Source organism: Pseudoalteromonas sp. PPB1 (genome assembly GCF_015356275.1).
Classification (GTDB): Bacteria; Pseudomonadota; Gammaproteobacteria; order Enterobacterales; family Alteromonadaceae; genus Pseudoalteromonas; species Pseudoalteromonas rubra_D.
In genome coordinates this window covers 18081-44486 of the sequence record NZ_JACEQV010000013.1, presented here as the reverse complement: position 1 = coordinate 44486, position 26406 = coordinate 18081, and the positions used below count along the sequence as shown (strand labels likewise).

The window sequence follows — 26406 nt, the reverse complement described above, 5'->3', positions numbered from 1 at the left end:
AGTGTGTGCCCTTTTACCTACAGCATGGTTATCACAACGCCCTGCTGAGCGCGAGCCTGGTTACCCTTCACTGAATTTTATGGTAGATACCATAAAACAGCGTTTCCCAGGACTTGCCCTCATTGCCTGAGGACTGCCAGTGCTGGTGTACTGTGTTATTCTTTTTGGGTTGCCAGGTGATGCGGTGTAAAACAGGCTTGCCTTCACTGTCCAGCCCCGGGCCTTGCAATACCATGCCGTCATTGTAGCGGTTGCCATTGAGTTGCAGCAGCAAACCGGCATTGTCAGTCCAGCTTTGATGCCAGTGTTGCTGTTGTTTATCGAAGATATTTAAACTCTTACCTCTATACCCGGAAACTGCCTGATATTCCTCTAAAATGACACAGCCGTTGAGTATTTTGGTGATTTTACTATTGCCTGCAAACTGCCCCTTTGACATGACTCGCCATTCCCCTATCCAGAAATCAAAAGCATGATACTGAGGACTGTCACAGAGCGAGCGTGCACCTATGCTTGATGAACAGAGAAAGAGGGTGAGTAAGAGGCAATATTTGATTAGCATGTTAAGTCATAGTCCATACAGTCTGCTGGTTAATCAAAGTTAGAAACGCTTTTTCAGGCCTATGTTAAAAAGTAGCGCTTATTTCAATGAATGGGCAAACTTATGGGGCGCGTTTTCGTTATGTTATTGCAATTTGTGGAGGAATACTGACCTTAACAGAGCAGATTGCAAGTGCGGGGGAAACTTAGTTTCCCCCGCTTTAATGGTTAGTCGCGATTCAGCGCTAGCCAGTTGAGTTTCCAGTTGGTGTCGTGGGACTGAAGTTTCAGCGTATGCTCGCCTGCACTCAGGTAAACACGCTCTCCTTGTTGGGTTTGCCAGTCATGATAGCCACCGGTGCCCCTGACCGCGTGTTTTGAGACCGTTTTCCCGTTGATTTTGACAGAAAAGCCTTTGCCATCGCGTGGTCCGGCAATCCGATAACTCAGACGATAGTGACCACTTTGATTGACTGTGATCTGGTAGTCAATCTCAGCACCTTCGGCAATGCCACCGCCACCGGTCAGATTGAATCTCCCCTCCGTATCTGAGGTTCTGTCGGTATTCGCGCCAGTGACGGTGTGCGCATATTCAGCTTCGATGCGGCCCGGAACTGTAAGCGCTTTACCTTGGGTTTTGACCAGATTACTGTAGTTGCTTTGCAGGTTGCGACGTACGGCTACCACAGCATATTCGTAAATATTGGGCGAGGCATTGGCATCGATAAACTGCGTGTCGATGACGTTGTCGGCAATCAGTTCAAACATAGAGCCTGCGCTGTAATTACGATAAACCCGGTAGCCAAAAATATCTGTTTCTTTGCTACTATCCCAGCTGAGCATCGCTTTACCATCGATTTGGGAAAGTGTCAGGTTAGTGACAGGCTGGGGATAAGCAAACTGCTGATCCCGGCGTTTTTGTTCCTGCTGTTGCGCAAAGGCAAGCTGCCGCTCGAATTGACGAGTTGCTTTGCCGGGCTTGGGGGCCTGGCCATCCAATGCGATGCGAAAGCCCTCGGCGGCACCCGCAAAGTCTTCAGGCATCCCACCGCGTTGTGTTACAGGCCAGATATTCCAGTGCCAGCTGCTGCCGCGTGTAGAGCGGGTTTCACACTGCTCTGACTGGAATGTTCGACCATCAGAGTGGGCATTATTGTAGTTGTTTTGATAGCAGTCACCCATAAACTCTGCGACATTGCTCAGCATGTCATGCAGACCATATGGGTTGGGTTTGTACATACCGACGACGCTGGCATAGGTCGCATGATCAACACAATCGGCAAAGCCATCAACGAAGTTGACATAAGAGCTGTTAGTGGAGCGTTGTAGCTCATTTTCTCCGCTCAGGTCGGCGGTGTTCTCATATTGACAAACAGAAGGGTGTTTCGGGTCATTGCCAAAATAAAATCGGCTTGTGACAGCGCCGCGAGCTGCATATTCCCACTCTGCTTCACTGGGCAAACGGTAGGGTTTCCCGGTCGTTTTTGCTAACCAGTCAACATAGGCTTTTGCACCTGCCCAGCTTACGCAGATAGCAGGCTGAAATTCATTGTGGGTCAAGCTGTTATTATCCCAGCTACCGGGCGTATTGCCGATGAACCAGTTGTCCAGTTGGTGATAACAGGCCTGTGGAGCCTCAAAGCCGGTGGCCTTTATAAAGCGTCGATACTCTCTGACGGTGACCTCGTATTTCCCCAGGCTGAACTCGGGCAGGGTAACAGTACGGACGGGTTGACTGTTTTCGTTTTCTTTACTGCCCATGTCAAAGCTGCCCGCCGGGACAGTCACCATGATGGGTTCAATGGGCGTAAGGGGTTTGCCAGCTAGTGCGGGTGCACTGGCCAGTAGCACTAAGCAGGTAGAATAGGGAAGAGTCGCTTTCATCATTATTTTTCCTGTAAAAAAGACGGCTTCACCATGCCTAACCTGAACGGGAGAAATCCTAGCGAATTTTTACAAAGTGAGGAAAATAGAAATATTCTAGAACGATTTGGCGATAAGGCTGGGTTTAAGTTTTTGACTTTTATTCTTATTTTTATTTAACACACATGGTGAAAACGAAATGGAAAGTGGGACGGAAATAGCAGGAGTGCAATTGAAAAGTTATTTGTGTGGAGAGTCTGGCCGCAGGGCGCGGCCAGACAATCCTCTTTATTGCTCTGCGGCCTGTTTTGCCAGGTACTCGTCGTAGGTGCCCTGGAAGTCAATGATCTGACCGTCTTTGATTTCCCAGATACGAGTCGCCAAAGAGGAGACGAACTGACGGTCGTGCGATACGAAGAACAAGGTGCCTTCGTATTGCTCCAGTGCCATATTCAGTGATTCGATAGATTCCATGTCCATGTGGTTAGTTGGCTCATCCATCAGCAGAATGTTTGGCTTGTGCATCATCAGTTTGCCAAACAGCATTCGGCCCTGCTCACCTCCGGAAATCACTTTCACTGATTTCTTAATGTCGTTCTGCGAGAACAACATTCGACCGAGGAAACCGCGAACCACCTGCTCGTCGTCACCTTCCTGTTGCCATTGCTCCATCCACTGGAACAGGTCCAGGTCTTTCTCGAACTCGTCCGCGTGATCCTGAGCATAGTAACCAATGTTGGCATTTTCTGACCATTTAAACGCCCCCGATTTTGGCGCCATGCGGCCAGCCAGGGTATTCAGCAGGGTGGTTTTACCCACGCCGTTTTCACCGATGATCGCGACTTTTTCACCCACCTCAACCAGGCCATTGAGGCCGCTGAACAGCACGTCTTCATAGCCTTGTGACAGGGTTTCCAGCTCCAGTGCATTCCGGAATAGCTGCTTGGATTGTTCGAAGCGAATAAACGGATTCTGACGGCTCGACGCTTTAACTTCTTCCAGCTGGATCTTGTCAATTTGCTTGGCACGCGATGTAGCCTGCTTCGCTTTTGAAGCGTTTGCCGAGAAGCGTGATACAAACTGTTGAAGTTCAGTTATCTGGGCTTTTTTCTTAGCGTTGTCAGCTAGCAGACGTTCCCGCGCCTGAGTGGCTGCAAGCATATATTCGTCGTAGTTGCCCGGATAAATGCGTAACTCGCCGTAGTCGATATCAGCCATATGCGTACACACAGAATTCAGGAAGTGACGGTCGTGCGAGATGATGATCATGGTGCAGTCGCGCTGGTTTAGTACATCTTCCAGCCACTTGATGGTATAGATGTCGAGGTTGTTGGTTGGTTCGTCGAGCAGCATGATGTCCGGTTCGGCAAACAGTACTTGTGCCAGCAGCACTCGCAGTTTCCAGCCCGGTGCCACTTCTGACATAGGTCCGTAATGTTGTTCTGTCGGAATGCCCACGCCTAACAGCAGCTCACCCGCTTTGGCTTCAGCCGCATACCCATCCATTTCGGCAAATTGGGTTTCCAGATCCGCCACTTTCATGCCGTCTTCTTCACTCATCTCCGGCAAAGCATAAATGCGATCACGTTCTTGTTTGATTTCCCACAGCTCTTTGTGGCCCATGATAACGGTATCGACCACTGAGAATTCTTCGTAGGCAAACTGATCCTGGTTCAGCTTGGCAATGCGCTCATTCGGGTCATAAGACACGTTACCTGCGCTGGCTTCAAGCTCTTTGCTGAGGATCTTCATAAAGGTTGATTTACCACAGCCATTGGCGCCGATCAGACCATAGCGATTACCGTCGCCAAATTTAACCGAGATATTTTCAAACAGTGGCTTAGCGCCAAACTGCATGGTGATGTTGTTACAAGACAGCATAAGGGGTGCTCATTAAATTCAATTGCCGCGATTTTAGCATTAAATCGCGGCAGGGGGGGAGCAAGGTGCGGGTTTATACACAAAGATTATTTGCTAACTGGTGTAGGGTCAACGCGACTGTTTGCTCGGTTAATTGAACGTACTCACAATTCGGTGTGATCTGTTCACCGACAACATAAGCTTGCTGGGCGGCTTCCAGCATTGCAATGTCGTTGACATCGTTACCAAAACACACGGTTTGCTGCATATCCAGGCCAAGCTCTAGCAGCGCTGTGAGCTTGTTGCTGCGTGCGGGCACCAGATCAAAACAATGGTGGCCATTATGATGATAGATTTCAAAGCTGTTCAGGGTCTGCTTACACATGTGCTTGACCTGATCATGATGCGCATCTTCCAGGATCAGGAGTTTGACTATGGGCTCATGTCTTAGGGTCTGATTGCAGCCTGGCGGGATACCGAGCTCGGCCACATGCTGATGAAAATGATGAGGCTTATCGGAGATGGCATACTGCCAGTGACCATCAAATAAATACGCTATCTGGTGGTTGTCGAGCCAAGCAAGTAAGGCTCCCACCTGAGCCGGGTCGAAGCTGTGTGCTTTGACCACCGCTTTGTTTTGACTGAACATAGCGCCATTGCAGCCAATAATAGGGTGGTGCCAGAAGCACTCAGGCAAGACGGGGAGCGTATCTCTTAGTGGTCGGGCTGTGGCGAAGTATACGTTGCCACCACTGCGCTCAAGTGCTAACAGGCCATCCCTTATGTCGTCAAGCATGCGTTGGGCTTGGAATACGGTCGTGCCATCTAAATCAAAAACAAAATTCATCGTTACATCCAGGTACAAAAGAGAGCGTTTACTTTGCCAAACTAACCACTTAATATTTTAGTTATTAGCTCATTATTTATAAATATTAGCTCCATTTGACTGTTAATACCGGAAAGCCTGCACCGATCCGATTTGCACTGAATCAATCTGTACAGGTTAAATACATCGAAAAACAAAAAGTCATGTTTGAATGGCATCAGCATGATTGTTTCGAACTGATCCTGACAATCGGGGCACAGGGCAGTGGATTTATCGGTAATGCCATTCATGAATTTGATGACATTGACCTGGCGTTGGTTGCACCCGGAGTGCCCCATACCTGGGACAGTCAGGCACCCAATGATACGGCTGAGCTGGTTGTGGTCGTGTTATGGCCTAAGGCACTATTGAACTGCGCCATTGAGGAGCTGGCAGACTTGCAAGGCTGGCTTGAGCGTATTGAGAGTGGGCTGGTTTTCAGTCGGGATGCTGCTGAGCAGGTACGTGAACAGTGTCTGGCGCTTCACACGAAAAGTCCGGTTGGTCGGTTGGCTTTGCTATGTGAGATACTGACGGAGCTGCGCGCCTGTCCTGCCAAAGGGATCCGGCTTGCTCATTCGCGTATCTCAGAGCGGCTAGCGCGTGTTCAGGCCTTCATTGCCAGTCAGGTTGACAATCCTCCCAGTCAGGCTCAGTGTGCAGCGCATATCAATGTCAGCACCGCGACGCTAAAACGGTGGTTTCAGCAAGAACTTGGCTGCTCTTTTTCTCAATATTGCGCGCTACTGCGCTGTCAGCGTGCCCAGCATTTACTGGCAACTGAGCATCGGCCTATTGGGGTGGTGGCACAACAATGCGGCTTTGTCAGTGCAGCCTACTTTAATCAGTTTTTTAAAGCACAAACAGGTATGACACCCAGTGCCTATCGGCGTCAGTTTAGCTGGCGCAAGCGTTAGCTTTTGGGTTGCGTTGGGGGAATTGGAAACAGTGTCAAATCATCCAGTATGACCAGCTGTTCGCTGTTTTCATCCAGCGTAAAGCGTAACTGGCAAGGGTCACAGGTAAGCGTCTTTTGGGCCAAGTAGTGTGGAGAGACTTCTAGGTGATATTTTCCCTGCTTTAACTTGTCAAAAAAGAAAAAGCCATCTGATTCTGTGTAGATGATGGTTTGTTCACCGCTGGTTTCTCGGGTCAGTTGCAGCGCCACCCGGCCAGTGAGGTCTGCAAGTTTGCCGTCATCATTACGCAGGGAAATGATGCCCTCAGCTTCGAATTGCAGGTGAAAAGGGACGTCAACAATGGGCTGAGCACCTGGATGCAGGTCGGCTTCTATGAGTCCAAACTGAGGTTGTAAGTACAGGACGTCCAACTCATTGTGTTCTACTTCCAGTGTCACAGGACGATTTGCGGGTAGGTGAAGCACTGTTCTGGCTTGTGGATGAGAAACAGTGTCAACCTTGTTGCCATGCATCATCACGGCAATATCAGGTAAATACTGGTCTTGCTCATCAAATCGTTGATTGTTATTACGATCGTAAAACGCGCGCAGCTTGACGGAACTGCTTTGTCGACCACTTTGGCTGCTGATGGTGCTGAGCGGCCTTGATCCGTAAAACGAAAATGAGCAAGATAAGCCAAATTGCCAGCCATTGCTTTCATGGTAGGTGGCACTGGCATTGACAGCCATCGCATCGAAGGTTTTCGACAATGTAAAAGACGTGGCATTACGGCGCTGAGTGAAGGAGCGGCGCAGTTGCAAAGAGCCGTGATAGCCGTTGAACTGATTGGCGTAACTGAGCGCCAGTGAATGTTGTTCAAACAAGCCGGTTGACTTGTTCCAATTAAACCTCGCTCTGCCCCAATTGCCAAACAGGCTACCAATCATAGAGTATTGCTGCTCATGCGCGTCATCTCCCCTAATTTGACTGACGTTTGTGCTGACACTGCCTGAGTCGGCTTGGTAGCTGAGGTAGCCATCAACAGATTTATAATGTAATTCATTTATCTGGCTGAGGCCTAAAGTTGAACTAAGCTGCCAGCGATTGAATGTCTGCTCATAATTCAGCGTATTGATATTTTCCTTACCAAACTGACCATAACCACGCTGGGACGCAAGGCTTAAAGTTTGTGTGGTACTCAGTGGGGTCAGCCATTTCAGATCATAGTGGAACTGCTCATGTCCGCCCGCTTTGAGGCTCCATTTGGCATCGCTTGATCTATTTGCCCGCTCCCAGCCCAGATACCATAAGAATGTTTTCTGGCGGGTGTTTTCCAGCCATTCACCACCAAGGTTTATTTCGTCCCGGGCACTGACAACATAGTTCAATTGCGAGTTGAGGTATTTTTCCTGAGGGTTAAAACGCCTTTTTTTGAGTATGGATGCTTTGGTTGTGTAGGCCGTTAAGTTGGTATACCACTGTCCGGGTTTATAGCCAGAATGCGCCTGGTGGGTGACTGCCCGGCGAACGCGTTTTCCGTCTGGCGACTGGATCATCAAGTGATAACTGTGATTCGAGTTAAACACCTGGAGCGGCCGAAAGCGGTACTGACCATTGGCTGTTACCCGCACCAGGTCAAACAGCACATCATTGCGATAGAGCTCGACGTCACTGCCAGGTTCCGCATAGCCCTGGATGATGAGAGGTTTACTCGCGCTGCTGTGCGTCGCCCCATATTGCACGCCCAGACCGCTTCCGCCGGTTTGCAGCAGTGCGCCTGTGATACCCTGCAAATCGCCAAACTGATATTCGCTCAGCTCAGTGAGACTGCGGGAGAGCTGAAAACGCCCATTGCGTTTATCGTTGTTAGAGTCAGTGAATATGATTTGTGCCTGATGGTGCGCTAAATCCTGATTAACAGAAACATAGGCTGAAGCGCTGGAATTGTGTTTGCTATCCGATGCAGACAGTTGCACATCGACATAAGGTGCTGTGTACCATTGATACTGGTCGTTCAAAACAAGCTGGTTGGCGCGTTTTCGCTGCATTGCAGCAAGGATATTTTTTCGCGCCTCGCGTTTTTTTTCCTGTGAACTGGGGTGTCTTTCCCGGGTGTCAAAAACCAGCACCTGAGTGCGCGTATTAAACTCTGAATCAATGCCGAGTGCCGCCAGCATGTCAAGCCGGATATGAGGCTCTCCATCTAACGTAACCCAGTGTGTTTCATCCAGTTCAATATCGATTTTCTCACCCCAAAGTTCACCGGACAAGCGTTTGCCTGGAGGGTCAATAAAGAGGTGGCTAACGAGCAAGGCATTGAGATTATTCTGGGATAAATAATAATCTTCGTAGTTGTCGGTGAGTAACTCTGCCCCTTCGGGAAAGTTTTGCTGGTCGACATACAGATCAGCAAATACAAAGTCGGCAATATCGCCTACTTCCCGGGCTGAAGTGTGCGAGCAATAAAATGACAATAGAAAGAATAAAACGTATAGATACTGCATGGTAAAGGCCCGGCTGGGCCGGGCCTTTAAGGGAACTTGGTGATATTACTGGTAAGCTGCAACAAAGTCATAGCTAAATGATTTGGTACCAGGTGCATTGATTGCGACATCTTTATCGTCCAGTACAATGCTGGCTGCGAATGAGACGCTGGCTTCACCTGTGTTATCAAGCTGAGCACCTGCTGTCATGTCTGTCATGGTAAAGCGAAGTCCATCCTGCGTCTGATCTGGCGCGGAAAATGTGTAGACAACTTGTGCGTGAGGCGTGCCTGATACGGTAAAAGTGGCGCGTTTACCGCCAACGTTGGCATCGTTACACAGGGCGGATGCGATTGGGTTTGGCATTGGTGTTTCTATGGCGTAACAAGAGTCACCGTTTTTCGACGCTTCGTTCACCAAAAGCTCAGGAAAGCTCATAGCGGTTGTTTGTGCAATTTGTAGTGGTGCGCGCTCAACCACCAGGTTAACATCAACCTGATAAGTCGCTGCGGCTGAACCAAAACTCATAACTAACAGTGCAAGTGTGCTGGAGGCTTTTTTAAACATTGTTTATTTCCTTAATTATTATTGATATAGCGCAGTAACTGTGTAGCTGAAAGCGTATTCTCCGCTGCCTGTTTCATGAGCGTTACTGAGCGTTATAATACCTCCTGCACTAAATGTGCCAACTCCACTTTTTTTTATTCTTACGCGCTTACTAAAGCCTCCTGATTTATTCTGTACGGTAAAGGTAAGACCTTGTTTGGTTTCATTGCCAAAAACGTGTATGTCCACGTAGCTTCTGGGCTCACCGCTAATTTCAAACTCTGCTTTGTAGCCTCTTAATCCCGGACAAAGTGACTTTTTTACGGCTTTTTTATTTTTTTTGCCATTGGCCTTACAAAAAGCCCCATCCCAGGTTGCGGGTGTCTGTTTTAGCTGGGGAAACGTCATGGGCGCCAATAAATTGATACTGACCCCATTAAATTGACCGGCCTGGCGTTGCTGCTGCTTCAGATATGTCAATGTATCGACACTTTGCGCAGACGCGACTAACCACACTCCAGTCAATAAGCCGACAGCCATTACTTCAGCAGGTCCTCTGTGATGGTGACGTCGAGTGATTTTAGCGGTTCTTTAGATTCCACATCTTCCAGCTGAATTGTCAATTTTTTGCTGGCAACCTCTTTATATTCAATCGGTAGTGTCATATCTCGTTGACTGAGCTCTGGGTATAAGCTGAATTGATTCACCCGAAAAAGCTCTTCTTCAGCCTCTTTGACGACCAGGTTTGCACTGGTATGCCCCGGACCTTGTTTGTTCAGTCTGACTATCAGGTTGCTGGCATCTTTACTGAATGTAATGTCGCCAATCGACAGCTCAGTGACTGAGGAAGTGTTTTTGATGAAAACGGGAATGACAACCTTGTAATTGGCTTTAACTTGAATAGCGCCACTTTGCTCCGTCGGGTCATCACCACTAAGTGCTTCAACCATGAGGTGTGCACGAAACTCTCCTTCCGGGATTTTGCCTTTTTTCATTAGTCGAACTTTCTGAAATTGTTTGGGCAAAACATCTTTGGCAACACGCGGCCCGACTCGCAAGTAAGGCTTGGCAGAAAACTCATATTGCTGTGCAAACTTCAATATGCCTTCTTTATCCATTTGCATGTCGATAAGCGATATCCGGTAGCTTTGCAGGCTATCAGAGGTGTTATAAATGCGCAGTTCGCCACGGCGCATGTCCTGATCCAGAACTACCCTATGTCTGTCGAGTTTAAAGGTTGAGGCCCATGCCTGGGAAACGAATACCGTTACTAGCAGTACCAGTGTGAAAAATCTTTTGGTCATACATCGTGCTCTGTGAGTTATTAGTGTAATGAGCTTGGCTAAGTGTTCGGTATCATATCCTAATTAGATTTGGCTGCAACCTTTGCACAGTGCGCCCGACAAACAACAAACAAAGGCGCATTCCCTGTGTTCGTTTTACTCTTCAACAGAGTGGTTATTGTTGACGGCACTATTCTGTGTGGACTGGTTCGTATCAACGGACGAGATAGTCGCTTGGCGCATACTGCCAAAGTAAGTGAGGTTACCCAGGTAATCAGGTACTTCGCGTTCACTGTTAAATTCGCGAATGCGCTCAATCTGTTGATCATGAAATGCATGTAAAATTGGAGTGATTGCCTGATTGGCCCAGTTTTCTAACGCATCTGAGCGGATAAACTGATCTTCAAATTGCGCTGCATCATCCAGTAGCTGACTCCACAGTTGTCGTTGAATTTGTGGCGGCGTATCTGCCACATGTTCCAGTGCATCATTGATCCACCCCAGTCCATATTCATCATAAGCGGTCAAAATATCAGAATAGAGACGTCCACGATCAGAGTCACTTGGCGGCAGGTCTTGTTGCACCACCATGTCGTTGTTTTCGCTCTGGTAGTACTGACGGTGGGCAGACAGGTCGACTTGCTGACTCAGGTAAGCAAAGATATTCGGCTCGCTGTCTTTGTCAGCTTCATCCAGCATCTCGAGCATGCTGTGCTTCTCAAAAGGTTTAATGACTGTGGCCATATCCAGTACGCCCCGACTTTGCTCAAAGGTACTTTGTTGCAGGTGGGTATTCAGCGTACTGAGATCTTCGCCTTTGAACTTACCGCTGATTAGTAAATCACTGAAGGTGTGCAGCAGCTCAACCTCTTCCACGGGTTGACTGAATTTGTGTTTCCAGAACTTATCGCGGTCATATGAGGCCATCAGCAAATGCTCCTGACCATGCTCATCAAGACTCACTGGTGAATTTGGGGCCTGATAGCTTGCACCTTGTTCGCGCAGACTGGCAAGGGTTGCAATGGTATCTCCCAGCACGTCATCAGACAAAGCTGCGAGTGCGTCGACGAGTTGGTCTGGCACCTGGTTTCGTCTTTGTTCAGAAAAAATAGGGGTACTGCCAGCGTCTATTAATATATCTGCAAGTTGAGACAGCGCTTCATCATCTAGCCGTTCAGCGATGGACAGCAGAGATTTACTGGGTTTAATGTGCTCGAGTTTATTCCTTTGCTCGGGTGACAGACGGTCAAGTTGGGCGAGAAACGCATTGATGTCTTCTGTGTCGCTCAGGTCGCCATAAGCATACTCTTTACTCAGCTGACCATGTTCCGTGTCTGCACTATGCTGGCTGACAATATGAAAACGCTTAAAGCCAACATAGTCAGACCGCTCAGCACTGGGTCTTGGATAAGTGAAAGGCGAGGCAGGACGGTTCGGGGTTTCCGGGAGCAATGTTTTTAAGTGCTCGTCTGTGATAGGTGTTCCTGAGTCGGCAATCTCTGCGTGATCTGTAGCCTGTACTTCCTGAGCACTGCGGGTTTGCCGGTCAAAGAGGTGGTCTGTCCGATTGGAGTAAGTGTGAAAGTGTAGCTTCATAAATAACTTTATCCTTGTTACTTAAAGTTGGACATACTATCGGCAAACAAGCTCATAACTTTAGGAAGGTTGAGGGCCGTTAGGGGTTATCCGGGAGTCTTTAGGTGTGCTGTTCGTTCACTCGATTGGTTGCGTGAACTACGTCAGAACAGTAAAGCCAACTCCGAGGGACAAAGAGGCACCTTTGTCATCATCCCTGGGTTTGTTGGCTTGCCAGGCCTGTTCAGGAAGGAAATGAAAATCCGGCGGGGTAGCGATGAAAGCCATCAAAGTCGCCTTTGCCCAGGGGAATGCCTGCGGCGCGCAGTATTGCGTATGCCATTGAGAAGTGAAATAAAAAGTTGGGCCAGGCATAAAGCTGAAAGTACTTCTCAGGCTCCAGAGTATGGTTGGTAAATCCCGCCACAAAAGTAATACTTGTGGGCATCTCATCCAATGAGACGTCTTGTAATTGCGTTAGATAGTCCAGAGTGTCGTCGATTTCTTCTTGTAAATCTGCGACGCTCACAACGGGTCGCTTGAAGTTCGCGACTTCTCTATTAAATAAAGGACAGCAGCATCGTAACGAGAGTGCGGCGGCGGTTGAAACTTGCTGGTGAAATGGAAACATGTCAGGGCTTAGACGACGCATTAGTAGCTCATCTTTAATGTCGTCGCGTGCCAGTATTGCTTGCAATTGATTCAGATAATGTACGAATGGCTCAATAATATCGGTCATGTTTCCCTCGTTTAGACAAGTCAAATAAGCGAAAAACTATGTGCGCGACAAGCTGGTAAGCAGCACTTTGTTTTGTTAACAAATCTAAGCGCCTAAAAATACGCTTAATTATTACTTTCAAATACCTACAACAAATGTAGTAGATAAAATCAGAGACAGTTTTAGTTTAACGGAACGTTTAAAAAACGTGACTTTAAATGTTTTTTTGTGTACCTTCTTGAGTTCGCTGGCGGATAGCTTATGTGCTTAATTTTAGACACAAGCTTCTCAAGCTGCCAGCGCGTTGTCCTGAGGGCAGGCATGTCTTGTGTGCCTGTCGCTGTAGGAGTGAACGAGCTCCAGAATTACAAGAATAAAGACAATCCATAAGGAAATTTTAATGCTTAAAATGTCAAAACTGGCGAAGGCTTATTACACGGATACGGTAAAAACTCAAGCGCTGCAACCATTTGACCTAGAAGTTCAGCAGGGCGAGTTTGTTGCTGTTATTGGTCCTTCAGGGTCAGGTAAAACAACCTTCCTGAACATTGCTGGATTGCTGGAAGAATATTGCGAAGGGCAGTATTTGCTCGATGGTAACGATGTCACAGGTCTGTCCGATAAGCAAAAGTCGCGCTTACGAAATGAGAAAATCGGTTTTATCTTTCAGGGATTTAATCTGATCCCTGAACTGAATTTATTCGACAATGTTGAAATGCCACTGCGCTATCGCAGCTTTAGCGCCAGTGAGCGCAAGCAACGTGTTATGGATGCCTTGCAGCAGGTCGGTCTGGCAAGTCGAAAAGATCATTACCCACAACAACTCTCTGGTGGCCAACAGCAGCGTGTTGCAATCGCACGTGCGTTGGCGGGCAGCCCGGCATTTTTGCTGGCAGATGAACCCACTGGTAACCTGGATTCAAAAATGGCTGATGGCATCATGTCTCTGCTTAAGGATATCAACGCCAAAGGCACGAGTATTTTGATGGTGACACACGACACGGAGCAGGCCAGTCAGGCACAGAGGATCATAGAGATTAAAGACGGTGTACTGAGTGAGCGTCTTGCCCCAGAGCAGGCGATTGCTTAGGAACACATATGTTAAGTTATTATTTTAAGCTGGCATGGCTCAGCTTACGCAAAACGCCATTGCTGAGTGTGCTTATGGTGAGCACTATTGCTTTGGGTATTGCTGCAGCTATGGTGACATATACTGTGAGTTATATGATGACCAAAGATCCGCTGCCAGAGAAAAGTGATAGGGTGTTTACCGTGCAGTTAAGCTCCTGGGGTCCTGATCAGCCATATTTGATGGTCGATGGCCAAGAAGAGATACCCGCAATGGTTTCTTACCGGGATGCCCAGAGTCTCAAAGCAGCCGCCAAGGCGAAACAGGAAACAGCTATCGGATTGTTTAAAATAATGAGCCGGGCTGAGGAGCAAAACCGCCGGGATGCGCAGATGCGCATGATACGTACCACTCACAACGATTTCTTTTCAATGTTTCAGGTGCCATTTTTATACGGTAATGCCTGGTCTGAACAGGATGACAGCTCGGGTAATCCGGTGGTTGTGATCACCAAAGCTCTGAACGATGAGTTGTTTGGAGGAGCCAATTCGGTGGGCCGCCATATTGTGATGGGCGAGTCGCTGATGCAAATTGTGGGCGTTATGGACGACTGGTTTCCCATCCCGAGGTTCTATTATTTATCTTCACAGGCATATCAGGACCCAGAGGCGCTGTTTGTGCCGCTTGAATACCAGATTAATCAACAGATTTTTTCTCATAACGACGTAACCTGGTCCTGTTGGCAGGACGTTGAAGATGTCGATTTTAGTGTCTTTATTGCGTCTGATTGTATTTGGCTGTTTTATTGGGCTGAGCTGGAGTCTGCCGAAGACAGAGCTGATTACATGGATTTTATCAATGCTTATGTTGATGAGCAGAAATCGACAGGTCGTTTTGCCAGGGAGAATCTTAGCCGGTTATTCACCATTGATGACTATCTGCGCTGGGCTGAGGTCCTCAGTAACGAAAACGACATGGCAGTGTGGCTGGCGTTTGCCTTTTTATTGGCCTGTTTGCTCAACTGTATGAGCCTGATGATGACAAAGTTTTACGGTAAGGGCAGTGAAATCGGACTGCGACGAGCAGTAGGAGCCAGTCGTAACGACATCTGTTGGCAATTTCTCTGTGAGGCATTTCTGATTGGTATCTTAGGAGGGGTATTGGGGTTGATATTTGCGCAGCTTGGATTGCAGCTAATCCAGCAAATATTCACTTATCTCAATGTCACCGTTATGCAAATGGACCTGAATATCATGCTGATGACTTTGATTCTGTCTGTCGTGACCAGCGTGTTATTTGGCTTGTGGCCAATTTATCGTGCAGCGCAGATCCAGCCATCCAGTCAGCTTAAGAGTTTGTAGGAGGAAGTCATGAAGGATTTTACCGTCATTCTTAAATCTCTTTGGCACAGTAAAACGTCTCCTTTGCTGTTGGTGTTACAGATAGCCGTGACATTTACCATTTTTGTCAATGCCGTTTATATGGTGATGCAAAAGCACGAAAAAGTGACAGCACCCAGTGGTGTCAATGAACAGCAGGTGTTTTCCTTATTTATTAACTTACAGGAAACCGGTGAGGCTCGTGTTGCTGAGTTTGAGCAAGTAGTACGCGATATTAAGAGCCTGGACAGTGTTGATAATGCTATCCCTGTGACCTCTGTGCCCCTGAGTGGGTTTGGTCGTTCCGTCGATATTGGCTATGGCCCGGCTGATGAAGATAAGCTCACCTCAAGCGGATATTACGGCAGTAACTATGACAGCCTCGATACCCTGGGTTTGCAACTAGTTGCAGGTCAATGGTTTGAAAGAAGTGACGTCTCGCACTCTTTTTTTGGTGCACGATCAGGCGGAAAGGTTCTAATCTCCAAAGCACTCGCACAAACATTACACCCGGATAACTGGCGCGAAGTGCTGGGCAAGACGCTGTATGTGCACAATGAACCACAGCAGGTGATCGGTGTTGTGGACGACCTCAAGGCGGTCTGGAGCTTTTGGCGACTCTTTGATCATGCTGTACTGTCCCCCACATTTGAAGTTCGGGACAAAGTGGGCATTATGGTAAAAGCACAGGCGGACACGCTTGATCAGGCAATACTGGATGTTAAAGATCTGCTGCTCATGACGCCTGGCAGGCAAATTGATAAGCTGAAGCCGTTCACTCAGACCCGAGAGGAAAGCTACCGAACAGACGTTGCTGAATTGCAAACGTTGCAGCTTGTTCTGGTGGGGTTATTGATCCTGACTATGCTGGCCATTTTCGGTCAGGCCCGGTTTGCCATTCTGAAGCGCCGTAAACAAATTGGCACCCGTCGCGCGCTGGGGGCGAATCAGTTTCAGGTGTTGCGTTACTATATGTTAGAGAATTTTATAGTGACTTTGATTGGTGTGGTCCTTGGTATGATCTGTGCTGTGTTGGTCAATACGCAGCTGGTGAGCTATTTCGGTCTCATGCCGGTACCAGCTGATTATTTGACGGCGGGCGCAGTGATAATTCTGCTTGCTGGTCAATGTGCTGTGTTTCAGCCTGCATGGCAGGCTGCGCGTGTTTCGCCAGCGCTGGCGACACGCAGTGTTTAAAGTTCAGGTCACATGATGTGACCTGAATTGAAAGGAAATACAATTAAAATAATAAAGGAATAAGTATGCTGCCCAATTCAACTCGGTCAAACTTGTTTGTACCTATTTCAACCACTTTTCAATCTGTCCCTTGGGGGTGGGTATGTTAATCGGTTACTACTTTAAACTTGCCTGGCTTAGTCTCAAAAAGACGCCTTTGTTAAGCATTCTGATGATTGGCACGATAGCGATGGGGATTGCAGCCACCATGATCACCTCGACCGTCAGCATCATGATGGCACAAGATCCCTTACCCGAAAAAAGTGATCGGGTTTTCTCCGTACGCCTTAGTAGCTGGAGCCCGGATAAAGCGTATCAATTGGCAAAAGGAGAGGAAGTGATCCCACCTATGCTGACCTATATGGATACCATGAATTTGTTAGGGGACAGCAAAGGCCTGCGACAAAGTGCGGCGGTGATGTACAAAAGTATGGTGCGCAGCGAAAGTCAGACTGACAAAGAGGCCAAAATGTTGCGCTTCAACTCCGTCAACAATGACTTTTTTGCCATGTTTAACGTGCCGTTTTTATATGGTGCCCCCTGGTCAGATCAGGAAGACCGAGATGGGGCTGCATTGGTGATCCTGGACAAGCAAACAAACGACCGGTTGTTCTCAGGTGCTAATTCAGTCGGGCAGCACCTGTATATCGGAAATCATCTGGCAAGAATAGTTGGAGTCATTGACAGCTGGTCTCCGCTTCCGCAGGTATTTCATGGGCCACATCATGCGCATAATTTGCCTTTCCCTTTGTTCACCCCCTTTCAGTTTCAGATCAACAATAACCTGTTGTCGAAAGGTGAAATGGGCTGGCAATGCTGGGCGCCATTGGGTGATGGCACACTGGAAACTTTCCTGGCATCTGAGTGCGTATGGATCCGCTACTGGGTTGAACTGGAAGCGGCTACGCAACGCGGCGACTACATGGATTATATTAATGCCTATGTGGAAGAGCAAAAAAGTGGTGGGCGATTTGCGCGGGAGAATCTGAGTAAGATTTTCAATATTACTGAGTCGCTGATTGAAGATCAGGTGGTGGAAGACGACGACTTTATTGCTGTCTGGCTAGCCGCTGCATTTCTTGTGGCTTGTCTGCTTAATTGTATGGGCCTGATGTTGATAAAGTTTTACGGCAAAGGCGCAGAGGTGGGTTTACGCAGAGCTGTGGGGGCCAGTAAGCAACACATCGCACTGCAGTTCGGTTGTGAAACTGTGTTGATTGGCATTTTAGGGGGATTCCTGGGGCTGGCCTTGGCACAACTGGGTCTGCGCATAACTGCAGATATATTTGCACATTTGCCCGCGGGTCTAATGCAGATGAGTTTGCCACTGGTGGTGATGACCGTTGTTCTGGCGGTGCTGAGTAGCACTTTGTTTGGCTTGTGGCCAATCTATCGGGCGGCGCAAACGCAGCCTTCAGCTCAGTTAAAGAGTTTATAGGAGCCAGACAATGAATGACTTAAAACCGATACTGACCACATTGTGGCGTGCTAAATCCGCGCCGCTCTTATTGATATTGCAAATTGCCGTAACTTTTACGATTTTGGTGAATGCGGTATATCTGATCATCCAAAAGGAAGCACTGCTGATTGAGCCAAGTGGACTGGATGAAGATGTGATTTTCACATTCCAGACCAACGTACAAAGCAGTGAACCGGAAGAAATGATCGCGCTGGTTAAACAGGATTTACGGGATATTCGTAGCTTATCCAGTGTTGAAAATGTGACTGTCATGAATGCATTTCCTTTGAGCGACTGGGGTAGCTATGCACTGACCGGGTTAGGTCCAACTGATGAAGACATGAATATCTACACGGGTTACTACACCGGAGATGAGCATGCCATCGACACGATGGGGCTGGAGTTAATTGCAGGTGAGGCACCGACAGAAGGTGAGGTACAAGACTCGATAGATTTTAGTGCAAATGTCACACAAGCGATTGTTTCTAAAGGGTTTGCTGAGCGCTTTTACCCGGATGGCTGGCGTGCGATATTGGGCACTACTGTGTATTTGAATTATGAGCCTTATATTGTGAAGGGCGTGGTCAAAGAGTTGAAATCTGTCTGGCCTGGCTGGTACTCTCATGCCAATACGGTATTGGTTCCGTTACGACACATCAGCAACAATTATAAGGTCCTGGTGCGCGCCCGGGCAGGGGATCTTGAGCAGGCAAAACTACAAGTCGTAGAGCAGCTAATGAAGACACCGGGTCGCCATTTGGATAAACTGATGGACTATCAGCAGATGCGTGAAGATAAGTTCAAATCCGAGACTGCGGCAATCAAGACTCTGTACTGGGTCATTGTGGGGCTGGTGCTTCTGACATTGCTGGGCATTTTTGGTCAGGCGCGTTTTACCATTGTAAAGCGTCGCAAACAAATAGGTACGCGTAGGGCACTGGGCGCCAGTCGGGGAGACATTTTACGTTACTGTATGGCAGAGAATGCGATTGTGACCTTTATCGGCATTGTGCTAGGTGTGATCTGCGCGCTGCTTGCGAATGTTCAGCTGGTTAATCACTTTGATATGGCGCCAGTACCCGTTATTTATTTACTTCAAGTCGCAGGGGTTATTCTGATTGTTGGTCAACTGGCAGTGTGTCAGCCTGCCTGGATGGCGGCCAGAGTGTCTCCGGCGCTGGCAACTCGCAGTGTCTAACAGACTCAGGCAACACACTTAATGTAGTAGCCTCACAGCCAGGTTAAACTTTCCCCAAAAGGGGGCTTATGCACTCTTTTGGGGTTTTATTAATGTCATTTTATAGTCATTTTGTAATTTTGTTCTAACATTATATGAAACTAATGTTATCAGGAACGGGATTATGCATCAGCCAGACTTACTTCCAGTCGCAGATATCTTCTCTGAATCAATAAATAACAGTGGCTGTTACGGTGTTGTTAAGTACATAAAGGGAAGTCAAAGTGTTTATGTTAAACAGGTGTTTATTAATCGGCTTGGTAGCGGGGTAAAACCGGAGCTCAGCGCCGACGACATCGAATTCTTCCGCTATCTGGATTCCATTTTGCGTTATTGCTACGTACTGGTGTACGTTAAAAACGCCACAACGGGTGATTATGACAGTGCCATCTTCCTTGATGATTATGAAGCCATCCAGGGAATAAGCAAAGAAGAAGCACAACAACGCCTGGTTGATTTACACACTGTGGTGGGCTATCTAAAAACCGCAATGCAATAATGTGGTACCTATCTTAGGGATGTATGACGATGTTTTGTTGGTCACAGTGCTCAGCAAAGCAAGCCGTGATCACCACATTGCCCTGATAATCAGACAAAGGCAGCGTGGTTGAGGCATGTGGTTCATGATTGATATACCAGCGAACTGCATTATTTTGCGGATCACCTCCCCCCGATACCGTTAACTCTATTTTTGATACTTGCTGACGATAATAATGCTGACCAGTGCGTGGCTGGACGATACGTATCTGGTCGTTGCCAGCCTGTTGAGTGGGGGTATTATTCCGTGCTAGCCAGCTGGCAAGGTCGTCAGGCCAGCCTGGTTCTGTAACAAAATGTCCCTGGCTGTGCATTGTGGGTGGTGTCATGCCATTGAGGGTGTAGGCTGATAATTGTGTATGGCAAGCCTTGTCAGGGGTATTTTGATGTGCCAGACCACCCGGCCAGCAGATCTGTACTGGCTTGACCTGATCAGGTAAAGCCAGGCGATGTACATCTGCTGGAAGTAAGTCGAATACGTCAAACATCAAAGGCGCAGCGCGTGTTGCTCCCAAATATCCGACTATCGGGCTGGCATCAGGGCGACCGACCCAGACTGCCACCGTGTAGTCTGCGCTGACACCAACTGCCCAGAAATCCCGGTAACCATAGCTGGTGCCGGTTTTCCAGGCGATTTTGCGACGATTGCTGGGGACGACCCGATCCGGTGCCGACAACTGACTAAGCATCTCAAATGTGATCCAGCTGGCAGCAGGGGAAAGCAAAGCATATCCCGAACGCGGATAACGGGGGTTGTGTGCGATAAGAGATAAGTCCCTGACTTTGCCTTGACTTGCCAGAGCGCGATACAAGCGCGCCAGTTCGATTAATTCAATCCCGGTGCCACCCAGTCCGACCGCGAGGTTAGCATGCTGATGATGCAGCTTAACCTGGGCATTGGTCAGCTGCTGTTCAAAGCGCTCGGCACCGATCCTATGAAGCAACTGAATAGCCGGTACATTGAGAGAGTGCTGCAAAGCTTTGCTGGCGCTCACTGGCCCACTAAATTGTCCGGTGAGGTTTTGTGGCTTATAGCCGTCAAAATTGCTGGGGATATCGCTCATCAGGCTTTGACTGTGGATCAGGCCCAGATCCAATCCCAGCCCATAAATAAACGGTTTTAATGTTGAACCCGGGGAACGCACCGCGCGGATCATGTCGACATGAGCGAACCGACTGTCATCGTGAAAATCAACAGAACCTTGGTATGCCAATACTTCAGCACGCTGATTATGCACTATCAGAACGGCTGCTGAACTTTTGCCGGTTAACCTGTGCTTTGTATTCGCCAGTAACTTGCGGAGGCGCTGCTGTAGCGTATGATCCAAGGTGGTACGGATCACATGTTGCCGTGGGTATTGACGTTTTAGCTGACGGCTTAACAACGGGGCCAGAGGTGGTTGAGCGTCATAGGATAAGCTTACTGGCTCCCGGCTCAATAGCGCTAGCTGTTCGGTATCTACCAGTTGGCTGTCGACTAGTCGTCGGAGTACTTTATTACGCATTGCTCTTGCGCGTTCGGGGTAACGATCCGGGCGGTTGTAGGACGGTTTTTGAGGTAATACGACTAATAAGGCAGATTGGTTAATCGATAGGTGCCTGGCGGGTTTGTTAAAGTAACGTCGCGATGCAGCTTCTACGCCCTCGATATTTCCACCAAATGGCGCCAGGTTGAGATATAAAGTCAGGATCTCAGTTTTGCTATAGTGCCATTCCAGTTGTAAGGCTCTGGCAATTTGCTTTAGTTTGCCCGGGATCGAACGTTCATGTGGGTCAAGCAGCCGGGCTACTTGCATGGTCAGGGTTGAACCGCCAGAAATAATCCGGCCATTGGCCAGCCATTGCCACAGTGCTCTGCACAGTGCCAGTGGGTTGACGCCGGGGTGATAGTAAAACCAGCGATCTTCGTAATCCAGCAGGGCAGTCACATAAAATGGATCAACCTGCTCCAGGGTGATTCGATAGCGATGCACGCCCCGGTTGTCGCTGAAGGCGCGTAATTGTTGCCCATCACGTGCCGTCACCACAGTAGCCGGACCATCCGGATAGGGCCGGGGTAATGGGTATCGCCAGTCCAGCCAACTTAGTAGCAGCAGACCCAGCCCCCCAATCGCCAGAATAATTCGAGCGGGGTGGCCAGGAGGTCGTATTGGCCTAGCAGATATCACGTTGGTGCCTCTGTGACATATCAGCGCTCAACCTTTAATTGATACGGATACTGCCAATAAATGACATGTTTATGAGGTCGATACATAGATTCCAGGTAACTTGGCGGTACCTGGTAAATACCGGGCACCTCTGCTCGCAGTACATAAGCAAACTGGTATTTTTGGGTCGTGAGCTTGAGTGCCGCAACATATCGATCATTACGGTACTCAGTGTGCTCTGTGGAGGTCAATGTGACGTGCTCAGGCAGTAATTGTGAGACCGGAAACCCTTGCATGAGTGCCGGGTTCTCAAGTACAAATCCAGCGGGGATGCGCTCAATTAAGAGTGCATCCGGCACCGGCTCTTTGAGCTGTACATCAAGCACCACGACCACACGCTCGCCGACTTGGAAACGGGCCTTATCCAAAGGTTGCCCATTCAAATCAAACAGGCGTCTGACCATACGCTTGGTTTCCAGGGTGTTAAACGGACTAATCTCATTAGCGATACTGGGATCCAGTTTGAGGCGGCCTTTAGCCATCAATTGGACATAAACTGGCTCGTCATGTGGGTTGCGTAGTGTCATCGTTTGCGTAAGTGTATGACTGATCACCGCAGGGTGCTGTAATTGCAGGTCATTTATTTCCAGTCGCACCGGGTGGTCTGGGTCGGCCTTATTGACGTGTACGGCAGTACGCAGCAAAGCGGCACGCTCTTGCGTGCTGAGCCAGGTTTTCAGGGCTTGATCTGGCAGTCGTTCCAGCAAGCTTGTCTGAAGCGCACGTGACTGAGTGCGCAATGCGGTATGCTTTGCCAGTCTCGTTAGTATCAGGGCAGACTGGGCGTCGTCACGCAGCTCCGAGCCGTAATCGGCAATATAGGTGTCAGTACGATTAAGTGTGCTGGCTTGTCTGAGCAGTAACGCTGCCTGTTGGGTAGCACCGACATTGGCCAGTGCCGACGCCATATGCAGTATGCTTAACCTGGACGGATAGTCGGTGATCCGCAAAGACTCTAAGTCGCTGTAGCTCACCTGACCGCGCTGACTGGCAAGATAAGCTGCGAAGCTTTTTGCCGCGGTTGCTTCATACGCATCCTGGCTGAGGTCATCGACCAGGTTATCCCGGGTATATCTGAGCATGCGGTAGTGTGCTCGGTTGAGCATACTTTGCGGGACTGTGCCCGGAAAACGGCTTTGCGCCTGGGTTAAAAACTCTGTGACATAAGCGCTTAACCAGGGATGCTCTGCGCCCTGGCTATCCCACAGAGCAAAACCACCACTGGGCTTTTGCATGGTTTTGAGCCGTTGTACAGCCTGACTGACCAGTGTGCGGGGGTCGTTTAGTTGTTCTGCCTCGGCCTGTTTGCTCTGCAGCGCTTGCTGTAAAGCACCATCAAGTTGCGGGTGCCTGAGCAGAAACGGCCAGGCTTTGCTGGTGGTCTGCTCTGCGCAGCCATAAGGGTAGGCACGCAAAGCGGTGGCATATTCCCGAATAGGTAATCTGGGCGTATGACTAGCGTGAAGGGTACCTGCATCCGCCTTGTCGACGTGCAACCCCTGCCAAAGTGCTGGACTGATTTGATGGCTCTGTCCGGGAGAGAGCATCAGGCTGGTGGCTTGTATTATCTCAGGCTCAATGGCTTTGATGGGCACAGACCAGCTGCGTGTTTGTGTGATGTCTGTACTCTGCAACTCAATTTGTACGGTTGCGGTGCGTGACAAGGGAGCGTTGGCAACCACCAGACGCAGGGTCTTGCTCCAATGTGCTTGGTCGTCCAGTGTCATTGTAAAAGTGGTGTCTTCGGTAAACTGAACAGGGCCAGAAGGCTGGAGGCTGACGGACAAGGTCTGCTTTCGGCCACTGACGTTATGCAAGTCCAGTGTGACGGAAGTTTCATCGCCCGGGACTAAAAAGCGCGGAACGCTGAGCTCTGAAATAACAGGGGCGCTGACCGGTCGGGAGTCGACGTAGTGACCTACCTGAGATTGATTGAAAGCGGTCGCGACGATTTGAACTTCGCCGTTGTAGTCTGGCATATCGAGCGTGATGCTCGCTTTGCCGTCAATCAGTTGCACCGGTTGAGTCATCAGGATCACGGTTTTGCTTTCGACCAGGTTATCATTTCGGTTATCACTGCGTTCATTGCTGTCACTGCCAAAGCGGGACTGTGCAAACGGGTCGGGGCGGTTATCATAGCGTCGAGAGTACAAATCAACCACATCACCTCCGTAACGACGTTGATTAAACAGGTAATGATGCGGGTCTACCGGGTAATAGCGGCTCAGGTTCAGGATCCCTTTATCAACGATGGACAAAGTTACCCAGCTATTGCTGGCCTCAGTTTCCGCCATATTGCTAGCCTGGATCTCGACTGTGAGCGGTTTGAGAGGCTCTATCTTGTCTGGTAAAGTCAGGCCAAGTACCAGCTCGCGATCTTTGCGCGCTAGCTTAACAGGGACAATCCCAAAATGACGCTGCAGCGCGCTGGATTGGCCACTGAGCAAGGTCGCACTGAGGTACAGGTCGTGACGAGCCAACGTTTGATCTAAAGGCACGCGCAGCGTCGTCTTTCCTTTGCGTACGGTGTGACTTTGTGACCACAGCACTTTATCGGTCTCCAGCGTCAATTGCAGTTGCCCATCAGCCGGGGCCTCCAATTCGACCGTTACGACTTCGCCGGCCTGATAATGGGTTTTATCCAGTTGCACAGTGAGATGTTGTGGTTTGGCCTTAAGTTGCTGATAACCCCGATACCAGCCAGCGTAAAAGTCATAAACGGTTTTAATCTGACTGTTTACGTCAGTGACGGTTAGCCTATAGTTGCCCCAGTTGACAGGGAAGCGCACTGTGTGAGTGTTCTGGTTTAGCTTGACGGTTTGTCTGGCTTCACTGCGCCACTGTGGCTGAGACTGACGACGCCAGCCTATGCCTTCCTCATAAAACCAGAAGTAACGACCCTGGTCGTAACTGAGTTCGACTTCCAGCTGACCACTTGTTAGCTGCTGACCATCTGGACTCAACAGCGCGAGTTCAAACTCTGCGTCCGTGGCGTATTTAAACTCCGCCTGTGCGGGTTTCACCGCTGGTAGCGGGTGGGATTTCCAGCTGGTGTAACTTAGCTGGCGTTGCACCGCTGCACCGCCGGACTCTAGCAGGCTTAAATTGACTTGGGTTTTTACTGGACTTTTGAGCGCCCCGGCAGGCACTGTGGGGAGGGTCAGTGCCAGTGTTCCCTGCTCGGATAAGTGCTGATCAGGCAGGGTCTGAAACCGATTGCTCAGGTAAAAATCTTCGCCCACAAAAAAATCGGCATAGGGACCCGTATAATGACGCACGGCACGATGAACCAAACTGGCTTTTAAGGTGTTGCCTGCGGCTGGGCTGCCAAACAAGTAACGCCCATGTACTGAGACCGCCATAGAGGAGCCTGCATTGACAAATGGCTGTTGTCCGCTGAAGGTTAAATCCATGCGCTCAGGCACAAACTCTTCCAATTGAAACTCAAAATGACCGATTGCGGACTGAGCAGTGGGGTCGAGCATTACCGACACTTTATAGCGTCCGGTAGGCCAGCTTTTTCCTGTATGCAGGCGCTTACTAAAGAAGCCGCCCTGTTGAGGGCTCAGTTGCTCGCGAAGCATTTCCTCTTGTAAGGGGTTGGTTACGCTTAGCGTAACGGGTTGATCGACAATTGCGACGCCATCGGCATCTCGCAAAAGAATGTTCACGGGTAAAGTCTCACCCGGTTTAACTAAATCTCGGTTGCTGTATATGTAGGCTTCCTGCTCCTGATAGGGTCGACCACCAATCTGGTATTCGGATAAATCCAGCGGGACTTCCTTGATGGGCAACAGTGCCAGATCAGGTTTGTCCTGCTCACCGTACTCAGCAACGATGATGTCATCACGGTTTAGTGTGATGTCAAAATGTACGGCGCCCTGGGTATCGGTTTTGGCCTCGCGCAGTAGTTCATGCTTGCGATAGGCTTTAACCCTGGCGCCTGCGACTGGCAGCCCATTGGATAGCCGATTGACCTGAAAGCTGGCATGGCGTTTAAACACTTTGGCCTGTATACCCAAATCAGTCAGTAACAGGTGCTTTGCCTGTAAATCATTAAACATGCCAGGGGCTTTTAATACGATGATATACCAGCCGCTGGGCAGGGATTTGGGAATGGGTAATCGGGCTGACTGAGTACCTTTTTTGGTACTGGTGGGCAATGTAAATCGGTCAGCAAAGACACTGTCGTAGGCGTATTGCAGTCTATCCAGAGAGCTGGGATAGAGCTTGTCTGTCAGGTAGTAACGGCTAAGAAAGTCGTGCGCACTGTTGAGCCGCAGCAATTCTACATCCACAGCATCGATGTGTTGATAGGTGATGGGAATAGACTGGTTGGATCCTTTGGCGACCACAGGTCCCGAACCAACAATGGCCAGTTTAGGTTGCTGCATGACTTTGGCGTGAGCTTGAATGCCCGCTTGTAATAAGAAGACAAAAAAGAAAACAAACACAGCGATGGAATGAAAGGGGGTCTTACCCGACATGTTAAAGCTCCTTGGGCCTGCACAGGGTGCAGCTGGGTTTTGGATAGTTCCTTGGTTGCCAGTAACGGCGTCGTAAGATCATATCATACATCGGATTATCAATCTGGGGGTCAGTAACGCGATAACAGAGTGTAGTACATCAGCGTGAACCGTGAGTGAAGCA

19 protein-coding genes are annotated in these 26406 nt (G+C 49.0%); 7 read left to right on the top strand and 12 right to left on the bottom strand.

Annotation, left to right across the window (positions count from 1 at the left end):
- Positions 1-67 precede the first annotated feature (67 nt).
- From IY568_RS14290 to IY568_RS14275, 4 genes are all read right to left on the bottom strand, one after another.
- Positions 68-439, bottom strand: coding sequence for a hypothetical protein (locus IY568_RS14290; RefSeq protein ID WP_194867937.1), 372 nt, complete (start codon positions 437-439; stop codon positions 68-70).
- 329 nt (positions 440-768) lie between these two features.
- A complete protein-coding gene (locus IY568_RS14285; protein ID WP_228553353.1) occupies positions 769-2427 on the bottom strand; it encodes an SUMF1/EgtB/PvdO family nonheme iron enzyme in 1659 nt (552 codons plus the stop codon).
- Positions 2428-2691: 264 nt separating this feature from the next.
- Positions 2692-4284, bottom strand: a complete 1593-nt coding sequence (locus IY568_RS14280; protein WP_010386910.1) for an ABC-F family ATPase — start codon at positions 4282-4284, stop codon at positions 2692-2694.
- A gap of 73 nt (positions 4285-4357) precedes the next feature.
- Positions 4358-5110 carry an HAD-IIB family hydrolase gene (locus IY568_RS14275; protein ID WP_194867936.1) on the bottom strand — a complete coding sequence of 251 codons (753 nt, stop codon included), beginning with the start codon at positions 5108-5110 and terminating at the stop codon, positions 4358-4360.
- Positions 5111-5205: 95 nt separating this feature from the next.
- Between IY568_RS14275 and IY568_RS14270 the strand changes: the two genes are divergently transcribed.
- The gene (locus IY568_RS14270; RefSeq protein WP_194867935.1) at positions 5206-6045 is read left to right on the top strand and encodes an AraC family transcriptional regulator; all 840 of its coding nucleotides are present in this window, start codon (positions 5206-5208) and stop codon (positions 6043-6045) included.
- Here IY568_RS14270 and IY568_RS14265 read toward each other — a convergent pair.
- The 6 genes from IY568_RS14265 to IY568_RS14240 all read right to left on the bottom strand — a co-directional run bounded on the left by IY568_RS14265 (position 6042) and on the right by IY568_RS14240 (position 12653).
- Positions 6042-8531 carry a hypothetical protein gene (locus IY568_RS14265; protein WP_194867934.1) on the bottom strand — a complete coding sequence of 830 codons (2490 nt, stop codon included), beginning with the start codon at positions 8529-8531 and terminating at the stop codon, positions 6042-6044. The two genes, IY568_RS14270 and IY568_RS14265, sit on opposite strands and share 4 nt — an antisense overlap.
- A 45-nt stretch (positions 8532-8576) precedes the next feature.
- Positions 8577-9077, bottom strand: a complete 501-nt coding sequence (locus IY568_RS14260) for a DUF4402 domain-containing protein (protein WP_194867933.1) — start codon at positions 9075-9077, stop codon at positions 8577-8579.
- Positions 9078-9095: 18 nt separating this feature from the next.
- The gene (locus tag IY568_RS14255) at positions 9096-9596 is read right to left on the bottom strand and encodes a hypothetical protein (RefSeq protein WP_125562784.1); all 501 of its coding nucleotides are present in this window, start codon (positions 9594-9596) and stop codon (positions 9096-9098) included.
- Positions 9596-10360, bottom strand: a complete 765-nt coding sequence (locus IY568_RS14250; RefSeq protein ID WP_125562782.1) for a hypothetical protein — start codon at positions 10358-10360, stop codon at positions 9596-9598. The genes IY568_RS14255 and IY568_RS14250 overlap by 1 nt, the downstream gene beginning before the upstream one ends.
- 135 nt (positions 10361-10495) lie before the next feature.
- The gene (locus tag IY568_RS14245; RefSeq protein ID WP_194867932.1) at positions 10496-11935 is read right to left on the bottom strand and encodes a hypothetical protein; all 1440 of its coding nucleotides are present in this window, start codon (positions 11933-11935) and stop codon (positions 10496-10498) included.
- Between the two features lie 223 nt (positions 11936-12158).
- The gene (locus IY568_RS14240) at positions 12159-12653 is read right to left on the bottom strand and encodes a DUF1993 family protein (protein ID WP_125562778.1); all 495 of its coding nucleotides are present in this window, start codon (positions 12651-12653) and stop codon (positions 12159-12161) included.
- Positions 12654-13032: 379 nt separating this feature from the next.
- On the opposite strand from IY568_RS14240, the gene IY568_RS14235 reads away from it, so the two are divergent.
- From IY568_RS14235 to IY568_RS14210, 6 genes are all read left to right on the top strand, one after another.
- Positions 13033-13722 (top strand): ABC transporter ATP-binding protein, encoded by a 690-nt coding sequence (locus IY568_RS14235; RefSeq protein WP_010386899.1) that lies wholly within the window; start codon positions 13033-13035, stop codon positions 13720-13722.
- 8 nt (positions 13723-13730) lie between these two features.
- Entirely contained in the window at positions 13731-15062 is a 1332-nt protein-coding gene (locus IY568_RS14230) for an ABC transporter permease (protein ID WP_194867931.1), read from the top strand.
- A gap of 9 nt (positions 15063-15071) precedes the next feature.
- A complete protein-coding gene (locus tag IY568_RS14225; RefSeq protein WP_194867930.1) occupies positions 15072-16277 on the top strand; it encodes an ABC transporter permease in 1206 nt (401 codons plus the stop codon).
- Positions 16278-16419: 142 nt separating this feature from the next.
- Complete coding sequence (locus IY568_RS14220; RefSeq protein ID WP_194867929.1) at positions 16420-17754, top strand: ABC transporter permease; 1335 nt, start codon at positions 16420-16422, stop codon at positions 17752-17754.
- A gap of 10 nt (positions 17755-17764) precedes the next feature.
- A complete protein-coding gene (locus tag IY568_RS14215) occupies positions 17765-18973 on the top strand; it encodes an ABC transporter permease (RefSeq protein WP_194867928.1) in 1209 nt (402 codons plus the stop codon).
- 163 nt (positions 18974-19136) lie between these two features.
- Positions 19137-19511, top strand: a complete 375-nt coding sequence (locus tag IY568_RS14210) for a hypothetical protein (RefSeq protein WP_010386894.1) — start codon at positions 19137-19139, stop codon at positions 19509-19511.
- 13 nt (positions 19512-19524) lie between these two features.
- Here the strand turns inward: IY568_RS14210 and pbpC are convergent, their stop codons facing one another.
- Entirely contained in the window at positions 19525-21717 is a 2193-nt protein-coding gene (pbpC, locus tag IY568_RS14205; protein ID WP_323744749.1) for a penicillin-binding protein 1C, read from the bottom strand.
- Between the two features lie 20 nt (positions 21718-21737).
- The gene (locus IY568_RS14200; protein WP_194867927.1) at positions 21738-26243 is read right to left on the bottom strand and encodes an alpha-2-macroglobulin family protein; all 4506 of its coding nucleotides are present in this window, start codon (positions 26241-26243) and stop codon (positions 21738-21740) included.
- Between the last annotated feature and the right edge of the window lie 163 nt (positions 26244-26406).